Below are 25,553 nucleotides of genomic sequence, written 5' to 3'. Positions count from 1 at the left end.
ATCGACGGAACCGACTTGAACACCGGTTGAAAAGTCAGTCATATCATATGCAAACTTGGCATTTATTGCATCGTCCTCAGTAATTTCACCTATCTTAAGGAGATTTTTAATACCACTCATCATGATCAAGTTTCCATGCAGTGGGTTCGACGAAGTATTATCACCTAAGTCTAGGATAAACACATCATCGGCATGCCCCCCCGATGGCCAGCGAATGACTGTCGCGCCAATATCCTCGAAGTCGTGCGTAAATTGAACAAAGTCGCCTTCAGATCCAGAAGCTCCATAGTTTGGCAAATCCCACGGCATATTTATATTGATCATGCCAAACATATCACTATTCACACGGATATAGGCGGATTCGCTATACCCAAGCGGATTTTTGTGTTCTGAAATGAACTGATATCCGGATAGGTCAATTATTTGATTCGAGATTGTCACAGCTAGCCACCACGCCTGTAAATTCTGAGCTGAAGCATAACCCCTGATACGCTTTCGCACCGCGGCGGGTTGAATCTAATGGTTAATTTGAGGTCGGCTGGAGGTGCGGGCAGCTTTCCAAAGTTATTTTATATTCAATAGGTTATTTTGGTTAATTAAAAATAGATAATATTTATTCCGTTTTTCAGTGTTCTCCTTTTTTCGATTACATTGATCTTATATTAATAGTAACCGCGCGATTAATTGTTTGATCCCATGGTTTGATGGTGCGATTCTTTCTCAGGCTTGGAAGGAAGCATTAGCGCCACGACAACGCACGCCGTCAGAGCTGCAATACAACGATTGCAAGCTTCGCTCGCGGCGTTGAGCCGGGAGCTGGGCATCAATCCGAAGACGATCGCGAAGTGGTGCAAACGACAGACTGTCGAGGGTCTCAATGCCAGGCCTAAGGAGCCGCGTTCCACCGTTCTGTCCGAGGCTGAGGAGGCAATGGTTGTGGCGTTTCGGCGGCACACGCTACTGCCGCTGGATGATTGTCTTTACGCGCTGCAGCCATCGATCCCACATCTGACACGCTCAGCCTTCTCAGCGCTTTTTAAGTTCGGAGGTGCCCTGCATACCATGCCCGCACAAGGCAATATGGGTGGCGCTATAGAGAACGCGGCGCAGTTTGCGCAAGCTGTCTATCAACGACTGACCGGGGAGGAGTGAGCATGACTGACAAGCCTTTCAACATCGACCTGGGTCGTCTGAAGACACGCGAAAAGGACAGGAGTGCGCAGGCTGTTGAGAAGACAGACAGGGCAGGGGAAAAGCTTGGCTTTGTAACCCGTGAGCCGCAAAAAAGCGCGGGCGCAAGCCAAGCACCCGTACCGGACAGGCACATGCCAAGGTAATGCCCAGCGTTTCAGAAGAAACCGCCAATGAGGCCCGGCGCAGGGGAGTTCAGCAAGGGGTCATCATCGAGGAGGCCTGGGCGCTATACAAAAATAAATCCGGTATTTAAAATTATCTGGTATTTTTTCTGTTCTGCACCCACTTCCGGCAGAATCCTAGGAAAGCGGCTTCAGGATTGCACGGTTTTTCGGGCAACCACTGCCGCCATTCCCGTTCAAGATAGTGAACATCATGACCGGGGGCGAGCATACGCGCGGTCTCGTAAACATCAGGATCAAGCTGCGGTGCTACCGCTTGCGGCATGACCACTTTGACATTCTGCCGGTTCGTGAAAAGGATCATGTCCTCCTGCTCATCCATTTCGATGGAATAATCGGGCATGTGATCGTGTGACTGGTCTTCACGGATGATGTTCATAACAAGGCGTCGAAATTCACGCAACGTAGAGTTCGATCCACATTTTTTCTGAAGAAGTGATAGACTGATCCGCCATTCCTTTTGTGCGCCACAATGCTTGCGGGCAATCTCATAAATGCGCCGTTCGAGAGGTTTGCGAAGACGGAAATAATCACGGTGAAGGGTTAAAACTTCTTTTGATTGGATAGCATTGAACACCCAGTCCGACAGCTTAACCTCAACTTCCTGCATCCGCCCATCACGCGTTTCACGAACAACCTCAGCGCTCTCGATCAGTCCGAATGTCCGAAACACTTCTTGGCCACCCGTTACGATATTGGTGCTGATCCGCGTACCAGCCAGCCGCTCCAGAGCCGCTTTAAGCTGAGCATACCCCGAACCAGCTGTATTCCGGTTGGTTGCTACAAGCATGTCGAACGCACGGAAACGAACCGCTTGCGACACCTCCTTGCCTTCATTGATAGCTGTCATGAGCTGGCTGATGCAGTAAATGAGAATGTCCCTGTCATGGACCGTCGCTAGCCCGTCCACGGAAGGCTTGATCGCGATCTTGATGCCATTGTGCTCATACTCACGAACGCGCGTATCTGGCTTGGTCGAAAGCGAAAATATCGGATGCTCCATCGAGGCCATGTCAGCTTTCGGAACAGCATCAAAAATATCGCAGACGAAGAAATCGCCTTGCGGGTACCTGTCGGGCAGGAGGGGGGAGCGGTTGATCGCGCTCTCGTCAGACAAAGCGAAACCCTTTCGTACTTTCACACACAGTAGGACTGGATTAGGAGAAAGTCACGGTGATTCGTACTTTCACACACAGGGGAAGACTTTCGTACTTTTACCCACGTTCCTTCGTACTTTTACCCACGTTCTTTCGTACTTTCACACACAGCCGCACATAAATAATCAATTAAAATCATAATGTTAAGTGGTATTTTTTTCTCTTAACACTATATTTAACACGTATTTAACACTTCAGAACTGTGGATAACTTTTGAAACCTGCTCGGTTAACAGAATTCTGATCGAACCTTCCACGGTAAGCCTTAGTCTTGAAATACAAGTCCTGCTCTGCCGTAAGAGAGCCTCTGACGCTGCTTCGAGTAAAAAAATCCCGACCCTCGTTCGATAACTTCCCCTCTCGAATTTGCTGAGAATAGGCAGTGCTTTTCCCAAGGTGGCGCGCTGCCCATTCGGCAGTTTCGATATCATTGAGATTGAAGGCGCGTTTGGTGATGCAGGAGCCAAAGATCGAACGGGCATCGTTGGAACCGCAGGCTTTTCCGACCCGGTCTGTGTCCTGGACGACAAACAGCGCTCCATCCAGCCCATCATTGGAGCCATGTCTCGGTTGAACTGGATGGGTCGCAGGACAATTACAGATAGATCTGTGGTTGTGGAATTGTAGCCGGACGCAAGACTGACCCGGAAACTGTTTCGCGAAGTTCCTAGATATGATGCTGCTTTGGCAAGTCTGCATCTATGGCCTGCAAACCCCGCGCTGTTCATGCGCAGTACGTCTGATCCGGCCTCACTTCGAAATCACCTGCGCCGTTTCATGAAGCCGATGGATTTCAAGGGTCAGTGCCGCTGGCCATCCCGTGTTTCAGCAATTTGCGGCACTCGCAGGATAACTAAATCCAGAGTTCGGCGACCCTCGAGCCAAACGGTCGTTTGCGACACAACCCTAAGGCCTGCCTCGCTTTTCAAAGACTTTGCGGCAGAATCCAAGGAACGCCTTGTCCGGGTTGGCTGGTGCATCAAGGCCACCGTCAGCCATCCATTCACGCCATTCTTGCTCTAGCGTGTAGATATCCCATCCCGGCGCAATTTTACGAGCCTCCTGATACACGTCAGCGCTCAGACGGCTTGCCCCAGATTGTTCAACCAGAGCTGGCGGCTTTTCCGCGTGACGGTTTACAAATACGACCATGTTTTCGTCTAACCGGACCGAATAGTCCGGCATGTGATTGTACGCCTCATCTTGAACGACAATATTGCCGACCAGCCGCTTAAACTCGCGCGAGGTCGAAGCCGATCCGCACTTGTCCTGCAAAGCCGAAAGACTAATTTTCCACTCCTTCTTTGAGCCACAGTGCTTGCGGGCGATCTCGTAGATGCGCCGCTCTAATGGCTTCCGCAGCCGGAAATAGTTCCGGTGGAGGGTCAAGACTTCATGCGCTTGAATCGCGTTGAACACCCAATCTGAGAGCTGCACCTCGATCTCCTGCATTCGACCATCGCGAGTTTCACGTATGATACGAGCGCGGTCGATGATGCTGAAAATATCCAATTGCTCCACATCGCCGGTCACGATGTTCGTCTCAATCTGTGTCCCTTGAAGCCTAACGAGGGCGCTCCGAAGGCCGCTATAACCGCGCCCATCAGATAGCCTGTTCGTTGCTTTCAGAAGGTCGAAAGCTTTTAAGCGAACGATTTTTGAAACCTTCTGCCCCTTATTGATAGCTGCCATGATTTGACTGATACAGTAGATCAGCACGTCACGGTCGTGGATCGTTGCCAGACCATCGGACGAAGGCTTCACTTCGAGATAGTTTCGTCCCGTCCCATCTTCGTATCGCCGCACTCGGTGATCTGGCTTTGTCGAAAGCGAAAAGATCGGGTGCGTCATCGAAGCCATATCACCCTTGGGTGCGGCATCAAAAATATCGCATACAAAAAAGTCGCCTTGTTCCTGCCGATCTGGCAGCAAAGGAGAACGGTCGCCGTCTTTCGTGAAATCACACACCATCGCCTATGTTTCGTGATTTCACACACACGGTCAAGCTCTTTAGTGATTTCACACACAGGCACAGAGCTTTCGTGTCTTTACACACGTTACTTCGTGTCTTTACACACAATTTATCGTGACTCTACACACAAGACACTTGTTAAATCCTAATTAATTCATAGCCATACGAACACTTATCCACAGCGTAACACATTATATAACACATATTTAACACAAGAAAATTCCCATCGTTTCAGTAACGGGTTTCCGTGGCGGTTGATTGCAACTGGCCCTTGGGCTGCTGCGGCGAGCACGTCCCTTGTATTGTTGGAGAGTTCGGTTGATGAGAAACTGCGCATACTGTGTATCCCTTCTGTTTTCACCATATTAGCTAATTTAGTCATTTTAGTTCCTGCCTTTCGGTGACGCCATCTTCGGCGTCTGTCTCATAGCGCTTTCTCCTGTAAATAGATTTTGTAGGCGTCACGGTCGTGCAGGACAAAAGACAGCTCGTGCTTGTCGGCCAAGTGGCGCAAGTCGCCTAGCGCACCTCCCTCGCTTTTTCAGATGATTTTTGGATCAAAATTTGGGACCGAAAGGCCCTGATTTCCGCCGTGGTGCCTCTGGTAAGGTGGAAACATGCTGGGGAATAGAGGAGGAAGGTTGAGCCACCTGCGCCCTCTCGGCATCCAGTTCGGCAATCTGGTAACTGGCTCTTTGCCAGCCGATGCTTGCGGCCAGTTCTGACAGGTGCACGCCACTCTGCATCACTTGCAGGCGCGGTTAATCCAACCGCTGGAAGGCGATATCGACAGTGACCAGATTGCACGGCAATACTTTTTGGTATCTGTTGGGTTTGCTTAGAACCAGTAAGGAAGCGCCATGGCCCGTAATACATCCGTAACGATTGGCGATCACTTCGCCAGCTTCATCAGCGATCAAGTGCAGGCAGGACGCTACGGCTCCACCAGTGACGTGATCCGGGCAGGGCTGCGACTGTTGGAAGAACATGAGGCCAGCGTGAAGGCGTTGGAAGCCGCTCTGATCGAAGGTGAGGAATCCGGTGAGCCGCGCCCTTTCGACTTCGAAGCGTTCAAAGCCCGGAAGCGGGCGGAATATGCCACGCGATGAAGGCCATTGCCTTTTCGCCTGCGGCAGAAACCGACATTGACGACATCTGGGATTATAGCGCCGACAACTGGGGGCCGGATCAGGCCGACCGCTACACCGACGAAATTTGAGACGCCTGCCATGCGCTAGCTTCGGGCAAGAAGCAGGGCAGGGTGGTCAATGTCCGCCACGGCTACCTGAAAACTCTCACCGGGTCGCATGTGATCTATTACCGGGATCAGGGCAACCGGCTGGAAATCGTGCGCGTTCTGCACAGCAGGCAGGACGCGCAGCGCAATTTGTGATGGTCAGTTTTCTGCTTGCGGCGCTCGCTTGATCCAGAATGCGCAGAAGCTGGACCCGCTGTCCTGGTCTACGACCTGCCCCCCGAACCACGATCTACCGCAGTTGTAACGCACCAGATCATCGACCGAGAGGGCCGACTTGGCTGTTTCCATCCCATAGGACAGCAGAAGGCCGAGAGCGGCCCCTGTGGCAAGCATAGAGACCAGCCACACAGAACCCGCCAAAGTAGCGCCAGACCTCTCTACGAGCCTCCCCAGCGGCCTGTGATAGGTCTCTTGCGGCGTCGAGGAACTCTGCGCGGGTTTTTCTGATAGCGGCATCAGCGGCGCTCGCAGCGGCTTTGGTGGTCGCATCCCGGAGCACCGCCGCGACAGCCAACAGGCGATTGTCGATAGCTTTCTGGACATCAGGGCCGACCTTGACCATCCTATCCACACCTTCTGCGATCATTTCGTGCAGGGCTTCGGCGTCGTCCTTGTCGAGACTAGTTCGCTTCAGGCGCTCCATGTCCTGCCGGATAAGGGTGATTTCATCAACGAGCTGCTGGAAAGGATCTTTGACGCTCATGGACGTTCCGCCTTCGCAGCGACACCATCCAGCTCTTCCAGCAACCCGACCAGCTCTTTCTGATCGACTTCGCGGGTGACGGCCCGCCGCAGGAGGGCGGCGAGGGCGCGGGCCTTTTCCGGGTCTTTCAACGCGTTGGAGATAGCGACCGATCCGACGATGATCTTACGGCGGGTTTCGCTGGCCTTCTGTCGTTCTTTCAGGCGGGCCAGCTTGGCCTGCGTCGTTGCAATTTGCTGATCAATACTCCGCATCATTCTGACCTCTGCGTTCCTGACATCTGTTGATTTCTCGCAAACGTTGAGGCAAGGTGCAAGACACTAAGTGCCCACTTATACAAACTCTTCGAGTTTGTGTGGGCGGGGGAGACTGGCGTTTCCCCTCAACCCCTAAGCGAAGTGCGGCAGCAAATGGCGATCTATCATCTCAGAGCTTCGGTGATTTCCCGCAGTCAGGGCCGCAGCGCCACGGCAGCTATCGCCTATCGTGTAGCGGAGCGTATCGAAGATCGCCGTACCGGGCTGACCTTCGATTACGCGGCGCGGGGCGGTGTCGATTACACCGAAACCCTTGCGCCTGACCACGCCCCGGTTTGGGTCCGCGACCGATCCGAGCTGTGGAACCGTGTCGAGGAATCCGAGACCCGGAAGAACAGCCAGGTCGCCCGCGAGGTTCGCGTGGCCCTGCCCGCCGAGCTGACCCATGCGCAGCGTGTCGAACTGGTCCGGGCGTTTGCCCAGGAACAGTTCGTGGGCCGTGGTATGATCGCGGATATCGCCCTGCACGCGCCGGGGCGCGACGGCGATGATCGCAATCACCATGCTCATATTCTGCTGACCACCCGCGAGATTGGCCCCGAGGGCTTCACCACCAAGAACCGCGACTGGAACAAGGTCGAGGTTCTGGAAGGCTGGCGCGAAGCCTGGGCGCGGGACAGCAACATCGCCCTTGAGCGCGCCGGCATCGAGGGGCGCGTCGATCACCGGACCTTGGAGGCGCAACGTGACGAGGCGCTTGAGCTGGCGAGGGCGGCACGGGAGCGCGGCGACGAGGGTGCGGAGCTGGTGCAGACGGTGCGGGCCGTGGAGCTGGATCGCCCGCCCCTGCCGCAGCTTTCCCCCGGCGCGTGGCAGATGAAAGAGCGCGGCATCGAGGTTGGGCGGGTCGGTGCCTGGTACGAGGCCAAGGCCCGTGCCGCCGAGGTGATGGAGGTCGCTCGCGAGTTGGCTGGGTATGTCCGCGCCTGGCTCGACCGGGCAGCGGATCGCGTGTTGGACCGTCTCGGGCCGGAGCAGTCCGAGCTGGCGCTTGCCGGAGGCCGTGACCGGGAACCGGAACCCGACCTAGCCACGCGGTTGCGTGAGGCTTGGGAAGCCCGGAAGGAGGGCCGAGAGCGGCATGAGGCGGATGCCTCAGAACGAGAGGCTCCGGACGATCTGGCGGCGCGGTTACGGGCTGCGGCCGCCGGGCTCGACCGGGAGGCGCTCAGTAACCGGGTTTCCACGCTGCGAGAAGGCCGCGAAGCCGACGAACGGCAGTCTGAGTTGGACGCTGCGCAGGAACGGGAGCACGGCAAAGAGCTGGAACAGGAGCGCGAAGTTCATGCCCGCCGCGACAGGGGCCATGACTATGGGTTGTAGACGATACTGGCGGTATTCCGTATCGAACCTTCTGTCGGCAGCGTCGGCGGCAGCTATGACAACGCCCTCGCCGAGACGATCAACGGGCCTGTTCAAAGCTGAGGTCATCCACCGTCGAGGCCCGCGGCGTAACTTCGAGGCCGTCGAATACGCAACACTCGAATGGGTCGACTGGTTCAACAACCGCCGCCTGCTCGAGCCTATCGGAAACATCCCGCCCGCGGAGGCCGAAGCAAACTTCTACGTAGCTCTGGAAACTGAACCCGTGGCCGCGTAACTAACGTCAATCAGCCTCGGGCAAACCCGGCGCGGTTCAACTCGACCTCAGGCTGATTTTCGCAACAGAGCCGTTGCAGATCAGTAGTCCAATTGAGGGATGTCGTCTATAAGCGGTTCATCAGTGCATCTATCCATAATGCAATATTGGAATGCATTGATTGTCTATGTACACCCGACTGCCATAGAGCATGAAGCCGTCGGAATACGGTTTGTGAACTTATGGCGCGATTGAAGGCATCTAATGTTTTTTTGTTCGATGTTGTGAACCGGTGCGACGAAGCAGTCAAAGCCGCTACATTAGTTTTATTCCACTTTTTTAAATCTGCAGATATTATGCGCTGTATCGCCTCATAAAAACCTGAGCGGTGGCCAATTACATTATTACCATGCTGTCGATACATAACGCATGGTTCGTGGTCAAAAAATACTGCACCACCTACCCCGGTAATGATCTGGTATATCCACCAGTCGTGAATTACTATTTCACCAGCCTCTGAATTTACAGCTTTCATCAATTTTACAGCGTGTCGGTTTATTACCATAGTATTTCCTCCCGCAATATTTTGTATTATTGCGTTAGAAAACGAAGGGTTTACACGTAGTTTTCTTGATAGGCTTTTATGTGTCAGATCATCGTTTACAACAATTGTCCTGCTGCAGTACAGTGCGCATTTTCCAGAAGGCTCTTGCGACAGAGCGTGCACAGCACGCTCTAGTTTGAGCGGCGTCCATACGTCGTCTTGATCGCTAAAGGCAACAAGGTCAGCATTGGCTGGGATGTGATTAATCAAGTGTCGAAAGTTCGCGCATGGACCTTGACGCGGTCCTTCAACCCAGCGCACCCGCCCCGGGTGCGCTCTGCTAAAGGCTGCAACAATGGCAGCCGTCTCGTCCGTGGATCCGTCGTCGCTGACAACTAGCTGCCAATCTACACCTATTTGTGCAGCAATGCTGTCTAGCTGCTCCTGCACAAAACGTGCCCCATTGTAAGTCGCCATGAGTATTCCCACAATGGGCATCTTATTCTTTCTATCTCGGGGAATTTTTATTTCCTAAAAACAGATAACATATCATCGAAGACACGGATTTTTCCTTCAGTGTGTCAATTTTTTTTCCAAAATCGTTGCAATCCTATGAGCATCGAATGGAACATTAAGAAAATCCGCGACATTTTTGTATTCTCCCGGATTGGCGATCATCTCCTCATACCGAACCGTCATTGATTGACCGGGATAACGGGCAGCGGATCTCGCGAAACGTTCCTCCATCTTGGACAGCATAGAGCGCACATCTTTCGGATCTTGTTTTGAAAACCAACCAGAGGAACATACGGAATCCCAATCGCGCAGATTGAAAATAACTCGAAGATTTGGGAAGTATTTAAACGCGAAGTCAATAAATCCTTCGAAGTTATTTCCCATATTATTATAGCGGATTTCTTTGAACCCTATCCATTCGGTATGTGGTTCGGGTCGCAGAACGTTTCTGATAAAAGCGGCAACCAAATCCTTGCCGAATTGCTCGCTGTCTAGTTGGGAAGCTCCATACCAAGGCTGACCGGGCATACTGTATTTTTCGCCATGATCATTCTGCGCAGCGATAATCCGCCGCCAACTTTCGTATAGGGGTGCAGCTGCTAGATAATTTTCACCCCGAATACAAACATTGTCTAATCCATTCATTGCAGTTTGCAGAAGAGTAGAGCCAGAGCGACCATAGGTAATGACCATGACCGTTCCTTTGAGACGTGGAAACTGGTTTAGATAATTCATTCGGAACCTCTAGTGTTTAGTGATTGGGCCATCGTCAAATCAAAACCTTCTTACGAGCTTCGCCCGCAGCTTCAGTAACATCTTCTCGAATGGAGAGAAGCTTACCAACCGAAAAAACACCGCGTCCAATATCCTATACCGCAGCGGGAAAGACGACTCCGACATCAGCTGTCCGGATTCTTCACTACCAAAACTGCGCCTTACGAGTAGTTCACGCAAGCGTGAATTCTGGGCTGGGCAAGAGAAAGACCAATTTTCAAAGGCCATAGAAGTTATTTGTGCATGAACGAGCCCAGTTGAGGCTACGTTCTGCGTGCTCCGTGTACCATCGAGGCGGCGGTAGTAATATGTCACGACTGGTATCATGCGCGCCTTACGGCCTTGCGCAAGAATGAGAAGGCTCGTGAGCCAATCCTCGTTTAGCGGAAGTCGATCATGTGGAACTTGAAGGGCTTGTACAATTGCTGCCCTGCGGAACATGCTTCCTGAGTGCGCAAAATGCGCCTCGATAGCAGTCCAAATGTACCCATTTCGAGGCACCCAATTATGATTAGCCTCTTGAAAACATGTCATGATACCTGTGAGCATATCTAAATTGGGATCATTTGCGAAAGCTTGCCTAGCATAGAAAATTCCATTTTTATCGAGCAAATCGTCAGCATCGCAAAATTGGATTATATTAGTTTCAAGATACTCAACCCCGCGTAGACGAGCCGCTGCTGGGCCGCTGTTTTTCGGCTGTTGAAGTAAATCCACGCCATGAGCAGCGCATATTTTCTCGATTTCGGTGTAGTTCTCTGGATCCGAGGCGTCATCGACCACAACAACTTTATCACCGGGGCGCATCAAGCCATTTATCGAGGTAAGAGTTTCACCCAAGTATTTCCATATCTGATAGATTGGAACAACAAATCCAACAGGCTCAAGATGTTGCGGTGACAGGCGTTCGGCTACATGATGGCTCGAATAGTACGCAATCATCTTTTTTTCACGAGATTCGAGAATATCAATTCGCAATGCTGCCTCAACCTCATTCGCACCCGCTGCGTTGGGGCCAAGAGTTTCGAGGAAGGTACGAACCACTCGCGTGTCAACAGTCAATGGATCGAAGACAGTCACATCACGGAAGCCTTGTGTTATCTCTGGCATACAGCCACGCGCTGAAATCGCAATTGGTTTAGTTGTTGGAAGAACTTCCAATAACGCATTGGGATAGTTCTCGAAAAGTGATGCGAAAATATAGCCTGATGCCGCACGTGCGAACGTGGCCAGTACATCCTGCGAAACTCGACCCGTAAAATGGAACCGATCAGAGAGGTTAGCGTCAAATATTAATTCATACAGATCTGAGAGCTTAAAATTCCCAATATGATCTAGTACGTTATGTCCGGCGATCACGAAATGAATATCGCTATTTTTGAGATATGTTACAAAATCTGGATCACTCAGCAACCCCCAGATAAACTGATACTGTCCTTTTCGATCCTCAATGCGGCCAAAAAGACCCACAAATTTAGCGGTCTCCAGAGCATTGCGATCAGCCAGAGAATTACTTCTTAAGATAGCGTCGATCATGATATCGCGGTCTGCGCCAATGGTTTCACATGCGACTTCAACCTCAAAGAGGGATTTTGGATAGGGGTGTGGGCATTTAACCATTTTTGCCGACAGATCGAGCCCAAATTTCAACGCGAGCTCCAATACGCGATCACGCATCGCATCACCGCCAAAAAGGATCACGTCACAATCATCATAAGCACTCATTTCACGATCAATGATATCGCGACGATACTGGTCAATTTGGCTGTGCTTCTTGCCGTTGTCCTCGATAAGCATAACGTTTGGCGAATGAAGCCGGATAGCGGTGATGCCTAGATCATACACACCAGCAGCATGCGCACGTAATGGATAGAAGCCGTCGGCACCGTAATCAGAGAATTCGACGAACTTGAACCGGTGCCCATTGTCGAATAGGTGGCGCAACGCAAAATGGCAGTACAGCGAGAATTTCTCATGTTCTAACCCTACAAAATTGTAAGGCTGTGGCGATTTAAAGTCATCAACCATGAACACCGTCGCGCCTTCGGGCGGGCTCCATTTCGCATTCGCGGAGTTAGTTAGAATCAGTAAGCGCTTACCTACTTTCGCCAATGCTTCAATGAGAAGTCGGTGATATGTGCCTATTCCACCAGTGACCTGATATAACGGCTCAAAGCAGGTAAAAACAATATCCCACTCTTGCGCAGGTGTGTCAGCATTCTTGTAAGATATATTGATGTCTGGTACGATAGAATTTGTCATCTCGATTTGCTCCTGTACGGACGAGAAATGCTGTTCTCAGCATCGATCAAGTCCGATAATATGATTATAACGCTAGGAGAAAACAGCTTACTTTCCCAAGGCAATTATGTAACTTTTCAGTCTTAGTGGCGTTGATAATGTGCTCCCGCTGGTCAAGCAAATGGTCGCGAAGAAACACATTAATAACTAACCATAAACTGCTATGATGGATCCATATTTGCCATGTGATGGGTAATAGCATCGCTTACATCTTCGTAGAAGGTCATTTTCCCGTTTTCTAGAATCGCCCCGCAGTTGCAGATTTCTCGCAGTATTCCTAAGCTATGTGAAACTACGATTGCGCTGGAATACTCTAATTTCCCCTTCAGAACCTGATTGCTCTTTGTGCGGAAATTTGCGTCACCAACCGCAGTTACCTCGTCAATCAAATAGGTGTCAAAAGGTATGGCCATTGACAGACCAAAGGCTAGACGAGCACGCATTCCAGAGGAGTATGTGCGGAACGGAAGGTCAAAATGCGCACCAAGCTCAGCAAAATCAGCCACAAACTCGAGTACATCATCTGTGTTAATGCCATAGATCCGCGCGACAAACTGGGTATTTTGCGCACCCGTCAGTTCTGGATGGAACGATCCCCCGAACCCCACTGGCCAAGAAATGGAGCCGGTGGAATAGATATTCCCTGAAGTTGGCAACATCGCCCCAGATATCATGCGCAATAAGCTTGATTTACCTGCACCATTTCGCCCCAATAGTGCAACGGAAGAACCAGTTGGGAAGGTCTGTGTGATATTGTTCGCAACGGTCTTCCTTTGCCCTTTGATATTATAGGTCTTGGTCAGATTTTGTAGACGGATCATGTTTCCTTCGCCCTCACCGACGGTTGCGTATACTATAAAAAATTAGCACGCCAACAGTCCACAGCATCAGTAGGAAGAACAAACTGATCACGAAAATATTTAGCCGCTGTGGGTACTCCGCGGTCTGTGCCAATGTCGGTTTTACATAAGCCGCAAGATATCGGCTTTTGCGTTGAGCTTCGGATTGCGCCGAGTCAAAGGCTGCTAGAGAAGCCGTGTAAGCAGCCTCGGCGAACTGATGTTCAACCTGCAGGCGCTCATATTCCCCGATAACGGACGACAAAACTTCGCCATCTTTCGACTGGCCCCCGAACTTTTGGCGCTCCTTTTCAATCTGATCCTCAATGACTTTGACGCGCAAATTGTTTTGTTGCATCCTCGGATCAGCACTGTCGCGCACGTTTAGCATACCGCGGTCAACTAGGGCTTCCGCAAGCTGTTGCTGCAGTGACGCAAGCACGCCCAGTTGCCCCTGTACATTGGCACTTGGGTCAACCAACTGATGCTTGTCGCGGAACGCGGCAAGCGCCTGCCGCGCAACCGTCATGCGTTCGACCGATCTCTCAAGCCCCTCACGCGAATAACTGATCGTGTCATCACGCGCGATGGCGTTCAGATCATTGATCATCGTGGAACTCTCTTTGAAAATCGCTTTGGTTATTGCCTGCGCATCCCTGGGATCAAAGGCCAGAACGCGGATATCGATCATGCCGGAATCAGAAGATACATCAACTTTGCGCGACCAGTGTCTCAGCAAGAGCTCGATCGTATGGTCCCCATGATAGGAGAAAAACGGATCGCCCTTCTCGCCACCCCAGATCTGCTGCAGACCTAGCTGTGCATCTATTCTCTGCACCAAATCCCTGCTGTTCAGAAACTTGTAAAGGATATCGAGGTCTGAGGTCGAGGAAGAGGTCAGCCCCGCTAAGCCGCCCAGCAATTCGAAAGGTTGTGGGGCGTTTTCGCTGCGCACCGAGAAGCCCAAGTGAGATGCATATTGATCTTCGACCGTTCCCCACAGCCAAAGCACTAGCACCAGAAGCGGCAGGACCACCGCGGCAATGAAGCTCTTGCTGATCATCCAGTGGCGACGTTCCATTCGGGCGGGCATGCTGGATTTTGACACAAGTAAGGGAATGGCCGCAGCAGCCGGTTTTCTGCCGGGCGAAGATTCCGTGAGGTTCGTGGCTGGCTTTGCACCTATCGTTCCCGATTGCCCTTTGGCCTCGCTGTTTGGTGTTGTTGACATATTTATACCCAGACCAACGGTTGAAGTTATCAAGCAATTCCTACATAGGAAGCACTCGAAATGCCATAGCGCGCTACTTTATGTGAGCTGGGAATTATACGTCTGCATCCAGTTTTCGGGAAACTGTCTATGACCGAATCCTTACAAGCCTTAGGCCCCACCCGTCGCTTTGCCACATTACGGACTATTGGCGCGCTGGTCCTGCGAGAGATGGCCACAACCTATGGGCGTACCCCCGGCGGCTATCTCTGGGCGATTCTGGAGCCCGTCGGCGGCGTTGCGCTTTTGACAATAATTTTTGCATTCACGTTCTCCTCGCCGCCCATTGGCACAAACTTCGCTATTTTCTATGCAACAGGCGTGATCCCGTTCATGTTCTACAACGATCTGGCCCAGAAAATTTCCCAATCCCTCGCTTATTCTCGTCCGTTACTGGTTTACCCTGCGGTGACGTTTTTCGACGCGCTCATTGCGCGCCTTATCACCAATACTCTGTCAGGGGTGCTGGTGGCATTCCTTGTGTTCATGGGGATCGAGATCAGCTTCGACACCCAGACCCAGCCGAAGCTCAGTCAGATTGCACTGAGCCTCTCGATGGCTACTATGCTTGCTCTGGGGGTCGGGACCCTGAACTGCTACCTCTTCCACGCGTTCCCGCTCTGGCAGAAGGTTTGGGGCATCTTGAACAGACCTCTATTCATAATGAGCTGCGTGTTTTTTGTTTTTGATTCAATCTCGAAGGCATTTCAGGAGTGGCTCTGGTATAATCCGTTAGTGCATGTGATCGGTCAGATGCGGCATGGTTTCTATAGTAGCTATCACGCTGATTACGTTGATGTTATTTATGTTTTTGCTTTGAGCTTGGTGCTATTCACTACCGGCCTCGCACTTCTCCTGAGATATCACCGCGATCTTCTGAGCGAGATGTGAGCTAGCAACTTCTGTTGTTGCTGCCCTTTGTGCAAGGGCCTCAGACGTCTGAACTTGGTGATCGAGTGCTCGCAGTTGCTATCTGGTTTTCCCGATCCGGATCGTTTCGATCTTTTGCCCATTGGGTCGTCGGCTTCTCTGAGCTACTCCCCATTTGTTGGACAGGATCTGGCGTAAATTAAGCTACTCTTTGCACCTGCTGATCGGGGTTGGTTGTTTTAATTCTCTGCCAATAGACCACGGCAGGTGGCCTGCCGCCAAGCGAGGAATGCGGTCGCTTGTGATTGTAGAACTCGATCCATTTTCTGATGCCTGCTTTCGCCTCCGATCCGGTTTCCCAAGCATGCGGGTAGACGCATTCATACTTCAGGGACCGCCACAGTCGTTCGACGAAGATGTTGTCAAGGAAGCGGCCCTTGCCATCCATTGAAATGCGGACATTTGAGCGGCTCAGTCGGTCTGTCCATGCAAACGATGTGAACTGTGAGCCTTGGTCGGTATTCATAATCTCAGGCGGGCCGAACTTGTGGATCGCTTCGTTCAACGCATCGACGCAAAACTCTGCCTCCAGCGTGTTTGAGATGCGCCAAGCCAGCACCTTGCGTGTGTGCCAGTCCATGATTGCCACAAGATACAAGAATCCGCGCCGCATTGGCAGATAGGTAATGTCGGCGCACCAGACTTGGTTGGGCCGATTTACCCGCAACCCACGCAGCAGGTAAGGATAAATCTTGTGCCCCTTTGCCGCCTTGCTGGTGTTCGGCTTCTGATAGATGGGCATGAGGCCCATCAGCCGCATAATGCGTCTGATCCGTTTCTCGTTTACGACGTGATCCTCATTTCGCAGGTGCCAAGTCATCTGGCGCACGCCGTAAAACGGGGTTTCCAGGAACTGCTTATCAATCAGCCGCATCAGGTCGAGGTTCATTTCACTTTCGCCTTTCGGCTCATAATAGAACGAGGATCGAGAGATCGACAGCAACGCGCATTGCTTCCCAACAGACAGCCCAGGCAGATTGGGCTCAACCATCTTGCACCTCATTTGTCGGTCCAGGGTTTGAGCTTTCTTGCCAAAAAATCGTTGGCGACGGCCAACTCCCCAATCTTGGCGTGCAGGTCTTTGACCTGCTCTTCATCGACTTCCGGTGCCTTCCGGCCGCCACGCTCAAATACGCCAGACGCACCTTCAAGCAGAGCACGTTTCCATTGATGGATCATCGTGGGATGCACGCCGAACCGACTGGCCAGCTCGCTGACCGTCTCTTCGCCCTTCAGCGCTTCCAACGCTACCTTGGCTTTGAATTCTGGATGATGTTGCTTCCGTTTCGACATCGTCGATCTCCTTCGTGTTGAAGATCAACAGACAACAAATCGCAGCTTACGTCAGTGTCCTAATTTTAGGGGGTAGCTCACTCACACCTCCTTCCGCAGCGCCGCCTTCAGTCAGTTGCGCTTTAGGACGCAGCTGCAGTCGGTACCGGGATCCTGTAGTCCTCCTTTTTCGTCATCATTGCTCAGATGGTGCGGGCCATTTTATTGGCCAAGGCGATCGCGATCAGCAAGCGTGATTTTCTGGAGATCAGCCGAAGGCCTCACTCATCTCTTGACGGCAAAACGCCCGATCAGACCTACTTCAATCAGCCGCTGCCAAACGCGATAGCGGCGTAAATAAGGCGGAAAACCTCTTAAAAACGCCCGGAACCTGTTCAGACAAACCGACCCACGTCTCTCTTTCCCTTTGTTTTCCGCCCATCCAGTATACAGAGAGCGCACTTTGCATTTTTGACAGGCAGCGCCATAGGCGTTACGCCCTGCTAGCGATCCATGGAGGCTAAAATGATAAATCAAACTACCCTCGACATTGTTGAGGTTCTTCGCTTTGGAACTCCCAGCGAGAAACGCGGGTGTCTCATTGGGATGGGTTTGGGAGAGCTTGCACGCACGTACGGAGCCGCAGTGGTGGCTTCCGAAGACGCAGCTAGGCGTTGGAGAGATTGCCCTCGTCGCGCCATGACCGATGCAGAGTTTGCGGAAGACATGCTTTCGGAAGGCATGGCTTATGTCGATGATGAGCAAGGCCGTGCCCTCTTTACCAAAATGAACGCTGCTGCAGCGACCATTAAGTCCCTAAACGAGCGTCTGGTTAGCATAAGCAACGAGATGATTGCAGACGTGTCTGACGCTAGGAATGGCTGATTTGTAAGGGTATTTTTCTATACCGGCGATTTGATTTCGGCCGAACATGAGGGCGGACGAGAATCACAAACAAACAGAGCATCGGCATTCTGGCCGAGCACGAAACAGGCGGGAAGGGCGTGGACCTATGCTGCAGGCACTGGAGGACGAGAACGACAAGCTCAAGCACCTGCTGGCGGATACCATGCTGGACAACGGTGTGTTGAAATAACTGCAGGGAAGAATTGAATAGGATGATGAAGCGGCGCTCTGGGGAACACGGGATCATGATATCTCGCAGCGCCGGGCATGCAGGCTTGCTGGTGTCGATCCCAAGACAGTCCGGCGCGAACGCCCGTCGGACTGCGACGAGATACGTCTGCATGGCTCAGAGATGATACTTGCGCGCAATTTCCAAGGCTTCAGCCTGTTCGGTGCCGATGTATTCCTTGGTACTTTCAATGCTGGCATGGCCGAGCAGCAGCTGTGCTGCGCGCAGGTTGCCGGTCTGCTGGTAAATATGGGTCGGGAAGGTTCGGCGCAGTGAATGCAGGCCATAGAGGCTGGGATCGAGGTGCGCTTTTTCCAGCCAGGTCTTGAACAGTCGCCAGAATTGGCTTTCGCTGAGATGGGTGTGGGACCACCGTGCCCCCTGCCCTGTGAACAGCCAGCCGTGCAGCGGCTTTTCAGAGTCGGCAAGATAGGCCCGCAGGCTCTCCCGCGTCCCTGACGACAGCCGCGCCTGGACCGGGCGCGCATTGCGACTTTCGGTTTTCTTCTGCCGGATTTCGACGATCTCTCGGACCCCTGCCAGGGTGGCCACATCCGAAACCCGTAGGCGCACCAGGTCAGAGCCCCGGAAACTGGTATCGAGGGCCACGTTGAACAACGCCAGATCACGCAGAGCGTTCTCTTGACGCAGGATCATCCGGATCAGTGATACCTGGTCGGGCGACAGCGGAGGTTTTTTGCCCACGACGCGGCCCTTGTTCCAGATGGTCTTGGCAGCAGTTTCCACGGGAAAATCCTTGCAAGGTTATAGGACAATAATATCCATAAACCTTGCATGGTGGAAGTCACATGTTGCGCGACCGGTCAGTTTCCCCATGTTTTATTGGTTTTTGGCTTGGAGCCCCATGCGAGCTTTTAATCAAAAGCTCGCATGAGTGCGTTGAGGTCGTGTAGATGTTGAACTCAATTTCGCGTGCCTCTTTATATGTACTTAATTTTGTACATATAAAGAGGAAAGGGAGAGATGATATGTATGTTATGACCTATTCAGACGCACGCGCTCAGCTGAAGGACGTCATGAATCGTGCGATCCACGATAAACAAAAAGTTATCGTGACGCGCAAGAAAGGCGAGTTTGTCGTCGCCGTTTCCCTAGAAACCTGGAACGCCATCAACGAGACACTGCACCTCTTGTCCACACCGAAAACGCATCCCGCTTGCGCGCGTCGCTTGCACAACTTGATACTGGAGCTGGTGAAGGGCGTGAGCTGATCGAGTGAAGCTAGTTTTTTCCAATCAAGCTTGCGAAGATTATCAATACTGGGTCAACACCAACGACAAAGTACGTGAGCGGATCAACGAGCTGATCAAACAGTGCAAGCGGACGCCCCTCAAAGGAACCGGAAATCCGGAGCCCTTGAAGGGCGATCTGACCGGGTGGTGGTCACGGCGAATTTCTCAGGAAGATCGAATGGTCTACCGTGTCAGTAGAACTGGCGACGGCAAAATCCTAGAGATTGCACAACTGCGGTTCCATTACTGAATGGCCCAGAGCGTAGCGCACAAGTTTTTGATATTCGTCCCACGTCTACTCTATTAGCTGCCCCTGCGTGATGCCAAGCGCTCTGCCTCTTAAGCAATTGCCTCTCCCGCTTCGGGGAAGACTTTCGGGTGCAGTTGATAGGTGCGTAGGCTTGGCTTCCGCGCTGGTTTAGTGCGTGGGGGTTGATCGAGTAGCGCCCAGCATGATTTCCGTGCTCCGAAGCCAAAATCCGGTTGGCAGCCCTAAATCGACAATAAAAAGTAGGGATTAGTATCCTTGGATACCATAAGATACCCAAGGATACTATTGTCAATTTTAAGGTATGAGTTCATACTCATTCCTGCGATGAAAGAAACATATTCGCATACCGCCAGGCATCAACTCTCAGGGGGCAGCCATTCCAATCATCTCATTCGCAACGTCAAAGGGTGGGGCCGGGAAAACCACGTCTGCGGTCATCCTCGGAACGGAGCTCGCAGAAGCAACGGATGTCATCCTCATCGATGGCGACCCTGCTAAACGCCTTACACGTTGGTCAACATTAGCGCCTCTTCCGCCGCGCCTTCAGGTAATCACCAGTGGCGGCGAGCGCGCCATTCAGGATGAAATCGCAGCTGCGCAAAAACAGGCGACATTCGTTCTGATTGACCTTGAAGGCTCCGCCAGTCGTCTCACGTCTTTCGCCATCGCGGAATCTGATCTTGTGATCATACCGTCTGGCGAAGAACAACAAGATGCCGACGCCGCAATCGACACGCTCGCTGAAATCGAGATGGAGGGCAGGGCGCGTCGACGGTCAATTCCTGCAGCTATCCTGTTTGCCAGAACATCGGCTGCGGTGAAAAGTAAGCTAGAGAAGCATATTCATAGAGAACTCGCGAAGGCGGGCAGGGTGATGGAAACAGAACTTCACCGACGAACAGCCTTCTCGTCGCTTCACAATGCCGGCGGCGGGCTTCGCCAGCTCGACCCGGCCGATGTAAACGGTATAGACAAGGCTATCGCCAACGCCCAAGCCTATGCATCTGAAATTATTGACCTCCTTGAGGAGGGCCGCCATGCCAAAACCTCTTGATACGAACCGGCTGAAGCAGTTCGAAAGCCGACCTACCATACAAAGCCGTGATCCATTCCCAGCCGAAAGGGGAGGGCCCAATATCGAGCGGTGGCCGAGCCGCGAACCGATCCGGGACGGCCAGATCAGTATCAAGGCTCCGCTTGATGTCATCGATCGATTCAAACGTATCTGTAAGGATGATCGTCGCACCTATGCCGACATGCTGAATATCCTTATGGACCGTTACGATTCCAAGGAATGAGTACTCAGCGCGAAAATCTCGATCTTTTTGTTGCAATCATAGGCGATATCCCCCTGCGCGCGACGACCGGGAAATGATGTCCGCACCGATGGTCAGCCTAGCGAAACGCAACCCGATGCGCCTGAACTGGGAAGGTCAATCCAGGCAGAAGGTGACAATCACCGCGTCCGAACCATGTCTCCCTCTCGACGATATGAACATCATCGAGAGGGTCACGGGATCCTATGACTTTGTTCAGGACCGAACCCATGACGGGCGAACCTTCCGCACGCTTAACATCATCGATGCGCTGCCCTCTCGGCTTTTGCGCAGCAAATGCCGAGAGGGAGTTTCCCAAGGAAGCACTGGTGATCCGTGTAAAACGCAGACTCAATTCCGTCGAAGCGGTCGACGCCTTGACCGACCTGTTCATCCTGTGCGGCCCACCAGAATACATAAGATCTGACAATGGCGCGGAATTTATTGCCAAGAAGGTGTGCGCTTGGATCGACGCAGTAGGCGCTAAAACAGCCCTCATTGCGCCAGGATCACCGTGGGAAAATGGCTACTGCGAAAGCTTCAACGCCCGCTCCCGGGACGAACTTCTGAACGGTGGGGTCTTCTACACGCTGCGCGAGGCACAGATCCTGATCGAGAGATGGCGTGGCCACTACAACACCCTCAGGCCACACAGTGCTCTGGGATATCGTCCACCGGCGCCCGAAAGTATCGTCCCGATAGACCAGAGGCCGACCATGCGCTAACATTTACATTAGACCACTCAGTGGGGGCAGACCACTCCTTGGTGTAAGATGCCTTCTGCTGCCTCTGATGAGGTAACCGCCACACGCTTCCACCGCGACAACGAAAGGTGAGCTGCTGGCAGAAAAACTCCAACACCTAGCATGCGCCGCAACTTCTTGCGCAGAACCGCACGAACTGAAGCACCATGCACCTGAAACATGATCGTTCCCCTTTGTGAATCCTCACTGACCCACCTTGACACGCAGGTGCCGTTGGGGGGGCGGTTAGATATCATCAGAGCCCTCCAGCTCATATGTTAAAAGATGAAATCTGAAGCACTCAGATTGTGTAAGTCCATAAGCTTAATACCCATCTCGGCGTTAATGTAAATCATCGTATAGTCATCCTTAGTTCCGGCCAAATCGTAGTTCTTGTATATGATGCCACCTCGGCTGTCCTGCATGGAATAATGCATACCCTTGAAGTGGAATGAAGAATTTGCATCGTCGAATCTATTGTAGATGCTTCTCATGTCAATTTTGTCGAATCCCTCCTGGAAGTCAAAAATAATATCAGCTTGATCATCTGAAATATTTGTGTCGTTTATATCCCTAAAAACAAAGTGGTCCTTGCCAGCGCCACCGTAAAATCTGTCATTTCCGATACCACCGTAAATTGTATCATTTCCTGCACCACCATAGATGATGTCGTTACCTGATTGACCGTAAAGCACGTCGTTGCCATTTCCACCCGATAACGTGTCGTCGCCGCCGTGGCCATAGATCAGATCGTTCCCATTCCTTCCTTGCAGATGGTTGTCACCGCTTGTGCCACGGAGTTTATCTGCTCCCGAACCACCAGCGATGTTCTCAATGTTTCTAATGACATCGAAGCCGTAGCCAGTGTTTTGAGCAGTGGTGCGAGTGAGATCTACATTTGAGTTCGCGGTTCCGTCAATAATCAGCCAGTCGTTGTGCCAACCACCATCCAGCGTATCATTGCCGTAATCCATATATAGGCTATCATTTCCTTCAGCGCCGTAGACACTATCATCCCCTTGCTGCCCCATGAGGCGGTCGTTGCCGCTTCCGCCGAATAGGGTATCATTCCCGAGTTGCCCTACAAGCAGATCATCTCCGTTTCCTCCCGCCAGATGATCATTCCCCCCTCCTCCATAGAGGGAGTCGTTGCCGCTGTTTCCTTGAAGAACGTTACTGCCATTGGTGCCGTAGAGTTTGTCAGAACCTGAACCGCCAGAGATGTTCTCAATGTTTCTAATGACATCGAAGCCGTAGCCAGTGTTTTGAGCAGTGGTACGAGTGAGAGCTACATTTGAGTTCGCGGTCCCGTCAATAATCAGCCAGTCGTTGTGCCAACCACCATCCAGCGTATCATTGCCGTAATCCATATATAGGCTATCATTTCCTTCAGCGCCGTAGACACTATCATCCCCTTGCTGCCCCATGAGGCGGTTGTGGCCGCTTCCGCCGAATAGGGTATCATTCCCGAGTTGCCCTACAAGCAGATCATCTCCGTTTCCGCCAACCAAGCGATCATTCCCCCCTCCTCCATAGAGGGAGTCGTTGCCGCTGTTTCCTTGAAGAACGTTACTGCCATTGGTGCCGTAGAGTTTGTCAGAACCTGAACCGCCAGAGATGTTCTCAATGTTTCTAATGACATCGAAGCCGTAGCCAGTGTTTTGAGCAGTGGTACGAGTGAGAGCTACATTTGAGTTCGCGGTCCCGTCAATAATCAGCCAGTCGTTGTGCCAACCACCATCCAGCGTATCATTGCCGTAATCCATATATAGGCTATCATTTCCTTCAGCGCCGTAGACACTATCATCCCCTTGCTGCCCCATGAGGCGGTTGTGGCCGCTTCCGCCGAATAGGGTATCATTCCCGAGTTGCCCTACAAGCAGATCATCTCCGTTTCCGCCAACCAAGCGATCATTCCCCCCTCCTCCATAGAGGGAGTCGTTGCCGTTGTTTCCTTGAAGAACGTTACTGCCATTGGTGCCGTAGAGTTTGTCAGAACCTGAACCGCCAGAGATGTTCTCAATGTTTCTAATGACATCGAAGCCGTAGCCAGTGTTTTGAGCAGTGGTACGAGTGAGAGCTACATTTGAGTTCGCGGTTCCGTCAATAATCAGCCAGTCGTTGTGCCAACCACCATCCAGCGTATCATTGCCGTAATCCATATATAGGCTATCATTTCCTTCAGCGCCGTAGACACTATCATCCCCTTGCTGCCCCATGAGGCGGTCGTTGCCGCTTCCGCCGAATAGGGTATCATTCCCGAGTTGCCCTACAAGCAGATCATCTCCGTTTCCGCCAACCAAGCGATCATTCCCCCCTCCTCCATAGAGGGAGTCGTTGCCGTTGTTTCCTTGAAGAACGTTACTGCCATTGGTGCCGTAGAGTTTGTCAAAACCTGAACCGCCAGAGATGTTCTCAATGTTTCTAATGACATCGAAGCCGTAGCCAGTGTTCTGGGCGGAGGTACGAGTGAGATCTACAGTCGCGCCAGTGGTTCCGGTAATAATCAACCAGTCATTGTGTGCGCCTCCGTCGAGGGTATCATTTCCGCTATCCATATGCAGGCTGTCGTTTCCCTCGCGGCCATCCATAAAATCATCTCCCGTATGCCCGAAAAGAAGGTCATTACCGGCTCCACCCAATTTAACGTGCTCATCCACCAAAAGTGGGTTACCATCGTCGTCGGGGAGCTCTCTGGATAGAGCTGCAGTGTGAATGGTCACCCGCACAATCGAATGTTCGGATAGTCCGGAGATCTTAAAAGCGCCGTCTGCATCGAGATCGACCTGTGTGTTCGATGTAGGGTCGGTGTCATAAGCTTTATAGGTGCCTTTTGAGATTACATCATATGTAATCTCTGGGTCATTCCCGTATTCACTTCCCAAATTTATAGAAAGTTCTGAGGTCTCTCCTTTCACAATGTAAAATAAGACAGTCTCCTTCGCATCCATAAAGGTCGCAATTGCGTGAGAGTCGCTGCGAGCATCGTATGTATCGATTCCGTCACCTAGGGAGATAAGGAATTTTCCAGGTGTCAATTCTGCGAGCCACTTGAAAAGGTAGAAATTCGCGTATCGAATTCCTTCCCATGAAAGTGTGTAACTTGAGTGTTTATAGTAATCTAAACCAAAATATGATGCGGCGTCCGCACCCATTTGTAGCATCGATACAAAACTAGCCAAGACATTTTCTGCGGCGACTAAACGCTCTTCATCAGAAATCCCACCGGATGCAGCGTTATAGTACTCCCCGGACCATGCGCTCGCATTCAACTCCGGGTTGAAATCTACTCCGGGAGCCGCTTTTCTCAACTCATTTACGGTGGAGTAGTAGTACTTATAATACGGAACATCCAAATTATAAGCCGTTTCGCTGTTTTCCAAGGGATGAACAACGAGTTGATCGATGTTTTTGACAAGATCATCCATTGAGGCGGAAGAAATCTTGTTATTATTTTTGGATATATAATCTAGAGAATATTGCAGGCCTTGAACAAACGTTCCCGCGTCAACACGCAAGTTCTGATCTTCAGAAAATGCTTGCGCAGAGACTTTGAAGTGAAATTCGGGGTGGGATTCTCTAAAGTCGTTTACTGCCATAAGCATATATCCCGTTATGACACCGGTGCTGTAGGCCGACCCATTCGTTTCATTCCCTAGGTTTATAATGATATCCTTAAGCTCTGTTGCTCCATAAACATTAAATATTCCTTCGAGAAATGTAATAGTATCATGATATGCCATAATACCAGAATATTTTTGGGTGGCAGTAAAAATATTACTTGAGCCAATGAAATGATTTTCTGAATTTAGCTGATCAGAAAAAGATATTACTTGCCCGCTCCACATCATACTTTTGTAAACGTCTTCAGTCGAATAAACAGATTTATCGTTAGCGTCTTGAAAATACCTCTTCATGGAAAGAGTTGTTTCCAACTTTAGTGGATTCTGAGGGTTTGATACTGCATAAGCGATGACCTCTTGGATCGAAGAGTGCTCCTGCGTTATAGTCGTGTAACCATATTGACC

General features: G+C 51.6%; 23 protein-coding genes and 5 pseudogenes. 14 read left to right on the top strand and 14 right to left on the bottom strand.

Features of this window, described 5'->3' with window-relative positions:
* Positions 1-441: hypothetical protein (locus SJY32_RS16645; RefSeq protein WP_376878391.1), on the bottom strand; the 441-nt coding region annotated here is incomplete at its 3' end.
* 285 nt (positions 442-726) lie between these two features.
* On the opposite strand from SJY32_RS16645, the pseudogene SJY32_RS16640 reads away from it, so the two are divergent.
* Positions 727-1,023, top strand: a pseudogene (locus SJY32_RS16640) (helix-turn-helix domain-containing protein); the annotation flags it as partial.
* Positions 1,024-1,154: 131 nt separating this feature from the next.
* Positions 1,155-1,337 carry a hypothetical protein gene (locus SJY32_RS16635; protein ID WP_376878388.1) on the top strand — a complete coding sequence of 61 codons (183 nt, stop codon included), beginning with the start codon at positions 1,155-1,157 and terminating at the stop codon, positions 1,335-1,337.
* A 112-nt stretch (positions 1,338-1,449) separates the two neighbouring features.
* On the opposite strand, the gene SJY32_RS16630 is transcribed toward SJY32_RS16635, so the two are convergent.
* From SJY32_RS16630 to SJY32_RS16620, 3 genes are all read right to left on the bottom strand, one after another.
* Positions 1,450-2,493, bottom strand: coding sequence for a replication initiator protein A (locus SJY32_RS16630; RefSeq protein WP_376878385.1), 1,044 nt, complete (start codon positions 2,491-2,493; stop codon positions 1,450-1,452).
* Positions 2,494-2,727: 234 nt separating this feature from the next.
* Positions 2,728-3,231, bottom strand: a complete 504-nt coding sequence (locus SJY32_RS16625; RefSeq protein WP_376878382.1) for a TraM recognition domain-containing protein — start codon at positions 3,229-3,231, stop codon at positions 2,728-2,730.
* Between the two features lie 207 nt (positions 3,232-3,438).
* Entirely contained in the window at positions 3,439-4,503 is a 1,065-nt protein-coding gene (locus SJY32_RS16620) for a replication initiator protein A (protein ID WP_376878379.1), read from the bottom strand.
* Between the two features lie 861 nt (positions 4,504-5,364).
* Here SJY32_RS16620 and SJY32_RS16615 point away from each other — a divergent pair.
* Together SJY32_RS16615 and SJY32_RS16610 are read left to right on the top strand one after the other, a co-directional pair.
* Positions 5,365-5,613, top strand: coding sequence for a type II toxin-antitoxin system ParD family antitoxin (locus SJY32_RS16615; protein ID WP_376878376.1), 249 nt, complete (start codon positions 5,365-5,367; stop codon positions 5,611-5,613).
* Positions 5,610-5,897 (top strand): annotated as a pseudogene (locus SJY32_RS16610) (type II toxin-antitoxin system RelE/ParE family toxin). Before SJY32_RS16615 ends, SJY32_RS16610 begins: the two are co-directional and overlap by 4 nt.
* 118 nt (positions 5,898-6,015) lie before the next feature.
* Here SJY32_RS16610 and SJY32_RS16605 read toward each other — a convergent pair.
* Together SJY32_RS16605 and SJY32_RS16600 are read right to left on the bottom strand one after the other, a co-directional pair.
* On the bottom strand, positions 6,016-6,465 hold the full coding sequence (locus tag SJY32_RS16605; protein WP_376878373.1) for a hypothetical protein: 450 nt from the start codon (positions 6,463-6,465) through the stop codon (positions 6,016-6,018).
* Positions 6,462-6,719, bottom strand: a complete 258-nt coding sequence (locus tag SJY32_RS16600) for a hypothetical protein (protein ID WP_376878370.1) — start codon at positions 6,717-6,719, stop codon at positions 6,462-6,464. Before SJY32_RS16600 ends, SJY32_RS16605 begins: the two co-directional genes overlap by 4 nt.
* A 156-nt stretch (positions 6,720-6,875) precedes the next feature.
* Here SJY32_RS16600 and mobQ point away from each other — a divergent pair, with 156 nt between their 5' ends.
* Positions 6,876-8,105 carry a MobQ family relaxase gene (gene mobQ / locus SJY32_RS16595; protein WP_376878367.1) on the top strand — a complete coding sequence of 410 codons (1,230 nt, stop codon included), beginning with the start codon at positions 6,876-6,878 and terminating at the stop codon, positions 8,103-8,105.
* Between the two features lie 6 nt (positions 8,106-8,111).
* Positions 8,112-8,382: pseudogene (locus SJY32_RS16590) on the top strand (integrase core domain-containing protein); the annotation flags it as partial.
* 106 nt (positions 8,383-8,488) lie between these two features.
* On the opposite strand, the gene SJY32_RS16585 reads toward SJY32_RS16590, so the two are convergent.
* The 5 genes from SJY32_RS16585 to SJY32_RS16565 all read right to left on the bottom strand — a co-directional run bounded on the left by SJY32_RS16585 (position 8,489) and on the right by SJY32_RS16565 (position 14,566).
* A complete protein-coding gene (locus SJY32_RS16585) occupies positions 8,489-9,382 on the bottom strand; it encodes a glycosyltransferase family 2 protein (protein WP_376878364.1) in 894 nt (297 codons plus the stop codon).
* Between the two features lie 96 nt (positions 9,383-9,478).
* Complete coding sequence (locus SJY32_RS16580; protein ID WP_376878361.1) at positions 9,479-10,114, bottom strand: sulfotransferase; 636 nt, start codon at positions 10,112-10,114, stop codon at positions 9,479-9,481.
* A gap of 81 nt (positions 10,115-10,195) precedes the next feature.
* Complete coding sequence (locus SJY32_RS16575; RefSeq protein ID WP_376878358.1) at positions 10,196-12,457, bottom strand: glycosyltransferase; 2,262 nt, start codon at positions 12,455-12,457, stop codon at positions 10,196-10,198.
* A gap of 200 nt (positions 12,458-12,657) precedes the next feature.
* Positions 12,658-13,317 carry an ABC transporter ATP-binding protein gene (locus SJY32_RS16570; RefSeq protein ID WP_376878355.1) on the bottom strand — a complete coding sequence of 220 codons (660 nt, stop codon included), beginning with the start codon at positions 13,315-13,317 and terminating at the stop codon, positions 12,658-12,660.
* A gap of 13 nt (positions 13,318-13,330) precedes the next feature.
* Positions 13,331-14,566 (bottom strand): sugar transporter, encoded by a 1,236-nt coding sequence (locus tag SJY32_RS16565; protein ID WP_376878352.1) that lies wholly within the window; start codon positions 14,564-14,566, stop codon positions 13,331-13,333.
* Between the two features lie 129 nt (positions 14,567-14,695).
* On the opposite strand from SJY32_RS16565, the gene SJY32_RS16560 reads away from it, so the two are divergent.
* Positions 14,696-15,496 (top strand): ABC transporter permease, encoded by an 801-nt coding sequence (locus tag SJY32_RS16560; RefSeq protein WP_376878349.1) that lies wholly within the window; start codon positions 14,696-14,698, stop codon positions 15,494-15,496.
* Between the two features lie 178 nt (positions 15,497-15,674).
* Here the strand turns inward: SJY32_RS16560 and SJY32_RS16555 are convergent.
* Positions 15,675-16,828 (bottom strand): IS3 family transposase gene (locus SJY32_RS16555; protein ID WP_376870199.1). Its coding sequence is split into 2 segments (ribosomal slippage): positions 15,675-16,561 and positions 16,561-16,828, totalling 1,155 coding nucleotides; the frame shifts between segments, so codons are not numbered across the junction.
* Between the two features lie 504 nt (positions 16,829-17,332).
* Here SJY32_RS16555 and SJY32_RS16550 point away from each other — a divergent pair.
* Positions 17,333-17,692, top strand: coding sequence for a hypothetical protein (locus tag SJY32_RS16550; RefSeq protein ID WP_376878346.1), 360 nt, complete (start codon positions 17,333-17,335; stop codon positions 17,690-17,692).
* A gap of 130 nt (positions 17,693-17,822) precedes the next feature.
* Positions 17,823-18,107: pseudogene (locus tag SJY32_RS16545) on the top strand (IS3 family transposase); the annotation flags it as partial.
* Here the strand turns inward: SJY32_RS16545 and SJY32_RS16540 are convergent.
* Positions 18,060-18,647, bottom strand: coding sequence for a tyrosine-type recombinase/integrase (locus SJY32_RS16540; protein ID WP_376878397.1), 588 nt, complete (start codon positions 18,645-18,647; stop codon positions 18,060-18,062). The pseudogene SJY32_RS16545 and the gene SJY32_RS16540 sit on opposite strands and share 48 nt — an antisense overlap.
* Before the next feature lie 284 nt (positions 18,648-18,931).
* On the opposite strand from SJY32_RS16540, the gene SJY32_RS16535 reads away from it, so the two are divergent.
* From SJY32_RS16535 to SJY32_RS16515, 5 genes and pseudogenes are all read left to right on the top strand, one after another.
* On the top strand, positions 18,932-19,174 hold the full coding sequence (locus SJY32_RS16535; protein WP_376878343.1) for a type II toxin-antitoxin system Phd/YefM family antitoxin: 243 nt from the start codon (positions 18,932-18,934) through the stop codon (positions 19,172-19,174).
* A gap of 4 nt (positions 19,175-19,178) precedes the next feature.
* Positions 19,179-19,445 (top strand): Txe/YoeB family addiction module toxin, encoded by a 267-nt coding sequence (locus tag SJY32_RS16530; RefSeq protein ID WP_376878340.1) that lies wholly within the window; start codon positions 19,179-19,181, stop codon positions 19,443-19,445.
* A 358-nt stretch (positions 19,446-19,803) separates the two neighbouring features.
* Complete coding sequence (locus SJY32_RS16525) at positions 19,804-20,520, top strand: ParA family protein (protein WP_376878394.1); 717 nt, start codon at positions 19,804-19,806, stop codon at positions 20,518-20,520.
* Positions 20,504-20,764, top strand: coding sequence for a hypothetical protein (locus SJY32_RS16520; RefSeq protein WP_376878337.1), 261 nt, complete (start codon positions 20,504-20,506; stop codon positions 20,762-20,764). Before SJY32_RS16525 ends, SJY32_RS16520 begins: the two co-directional genes overlap by 17 nt.
* 220 nt (positions 20,765-20,984) lie before the next feature.
* Positions 20,985-21,507, top strand: a pseudogene (locus SJY32_RS16515) (integrase core domain-containing protein); the annotation flags it as partial.
* 296 nt (positions 21,508-21,803) lie between these two features.
* Here the strand turns inward: SJY32_RS16515 and SJY32_RS16510 are convergent.
* The gene (locus tag SJY32_RS16510; protein WP_376878334.1) at positions 21,804-25,460 is read right to left on the bottom strand and encodes a calcium-binding protein; all 3,657 of its coding nucleotides are present in this window, start codon (positions 25,458-25,460) and stop codon (positions 21,804-21,806) included.
* Positions 25,461-25,553 lie beyond the last annotated feature (93 nt).

It is taken from the genome of Albirhodobacter sp. R86504, assembly GCF_042466415.1.
In the GTDB taxonomy this organism is placed as follows: Bacteria; Pseudomonadota; Alphaproteobacteria; order Rhodobacterales; family Rhodobacteraceae; genus Albirhodobacter.
Note: the sequence above shows the minus strand (reverse complement) of the source record. Positions and strands in the feature narration are given on the sequence as shown.

Coding starts and splice junctions, on each gene's coding strand:
- SJY32_RS16585 (WP_376878364.1), bottom strand. CDS start 9,382: ATGGCGACTTACAATGGGGCACGTTTTGTGCAGGAGCAGCTAGACAGC.
- SJY32_RS16560 (WP_376878349.1), top strand. CDS start 14,696: ATGACCGAATCCTTACAAGCCTTAGGCCCCACCCGTCGCTTTGCCACA.
- SJY32_RS16535 (WP_376878343.1), top strand. CDS start 18,932: ATGTATGTTATGACCTATTCAGACGCACGCGCTCAGCTGAAGGACGTC.
- SJY32_RS16620 (WP_376878379.1), bottom strand. CDS start 4,503: ATGGTGTGTGATTTCACGAAAGACGGCGACCGTTCTCCTTTGCTGCCA.
- SJY32_RS16565 (WP_376878352.1), bottom strand. CDS start 14,566: ATGTCAACAACACCAAACAGCGAGGCCAAAGGGCAATCGGGAACGATA.
- SJY32_RS16550 (WP_376878346.1), top strand. CDS start 17,333: ATGATAAATCAAACTACCCTCGACATTGTTGAGGTTCTTCGCTTTGGA.
- SJY32_RS16635 (WP_376878388.1), top strand. CDS start 1,155: ATGACTGACAAGCCTTTCAACATCGACCTGGGTCGTCTGAAGACACGC.
- SJY32_RS16625 (WP_376878382.1), bottom strand. CDS start 3,231: ATGCAGACTTGCCAAAGCAGCATCATATCTAGGAACTTCGCGAAACAG.
- SJY32_RS16520 (WP_376878337.1), top strand. CDS start 20,504: ATGCCAAAACCTCTTGATACGAACCGGCTGAAGCAGTTCGAAAGCCGA.
- SJY32_RS16575 (WP_376878358.1), bottom strand. CDS start 12,457: ATGACAAATTCTATCGTACCAGACATCAATATATCTTACAAGAATGCT.
- SJY32_RS16600 (WP_376878370.1), bottom strand. CDS start 6,719: ATGCGGAGTATTGATCAGCAAATTGCAACGACGCAGGCCAAGCTGGCC.
- SJY32_RS16605 (WP_376878373.1), bottom strand. CDS start 6,465: ATGAGCGTCAAAGATCCTTTCCAGCAGCTCGTTGATGAAATCACCCTT.
- SJY32_RS16615 (WP_376878376.1), top strand. CDS start 5,365: ATGGCCCGTAATACATCCGTAACGATTGGCGATCACTTCGCCAGCTTC.
- mobQ (WP_376878367.1), top strand. CDS start 6,876: ATGGCGATCTATCATCTCAGAGCTTCGGTGATTTCCCGCAGTCAGGGC.
- SJY32_RS16580 (WP_376878361.1), bottom strand. CDS start 10,114: ATGGTCATTACCTATGGTCGCTCTGGCTCTACTCTTCTGCAAACTGCA.
- SJY32_RS16570 (WP_376878355.1), bottom strand. CDS start 13,317: ATGATCCGTCTACAAAATCTGACCAAGACCTATAATATCAAAGGGCAA.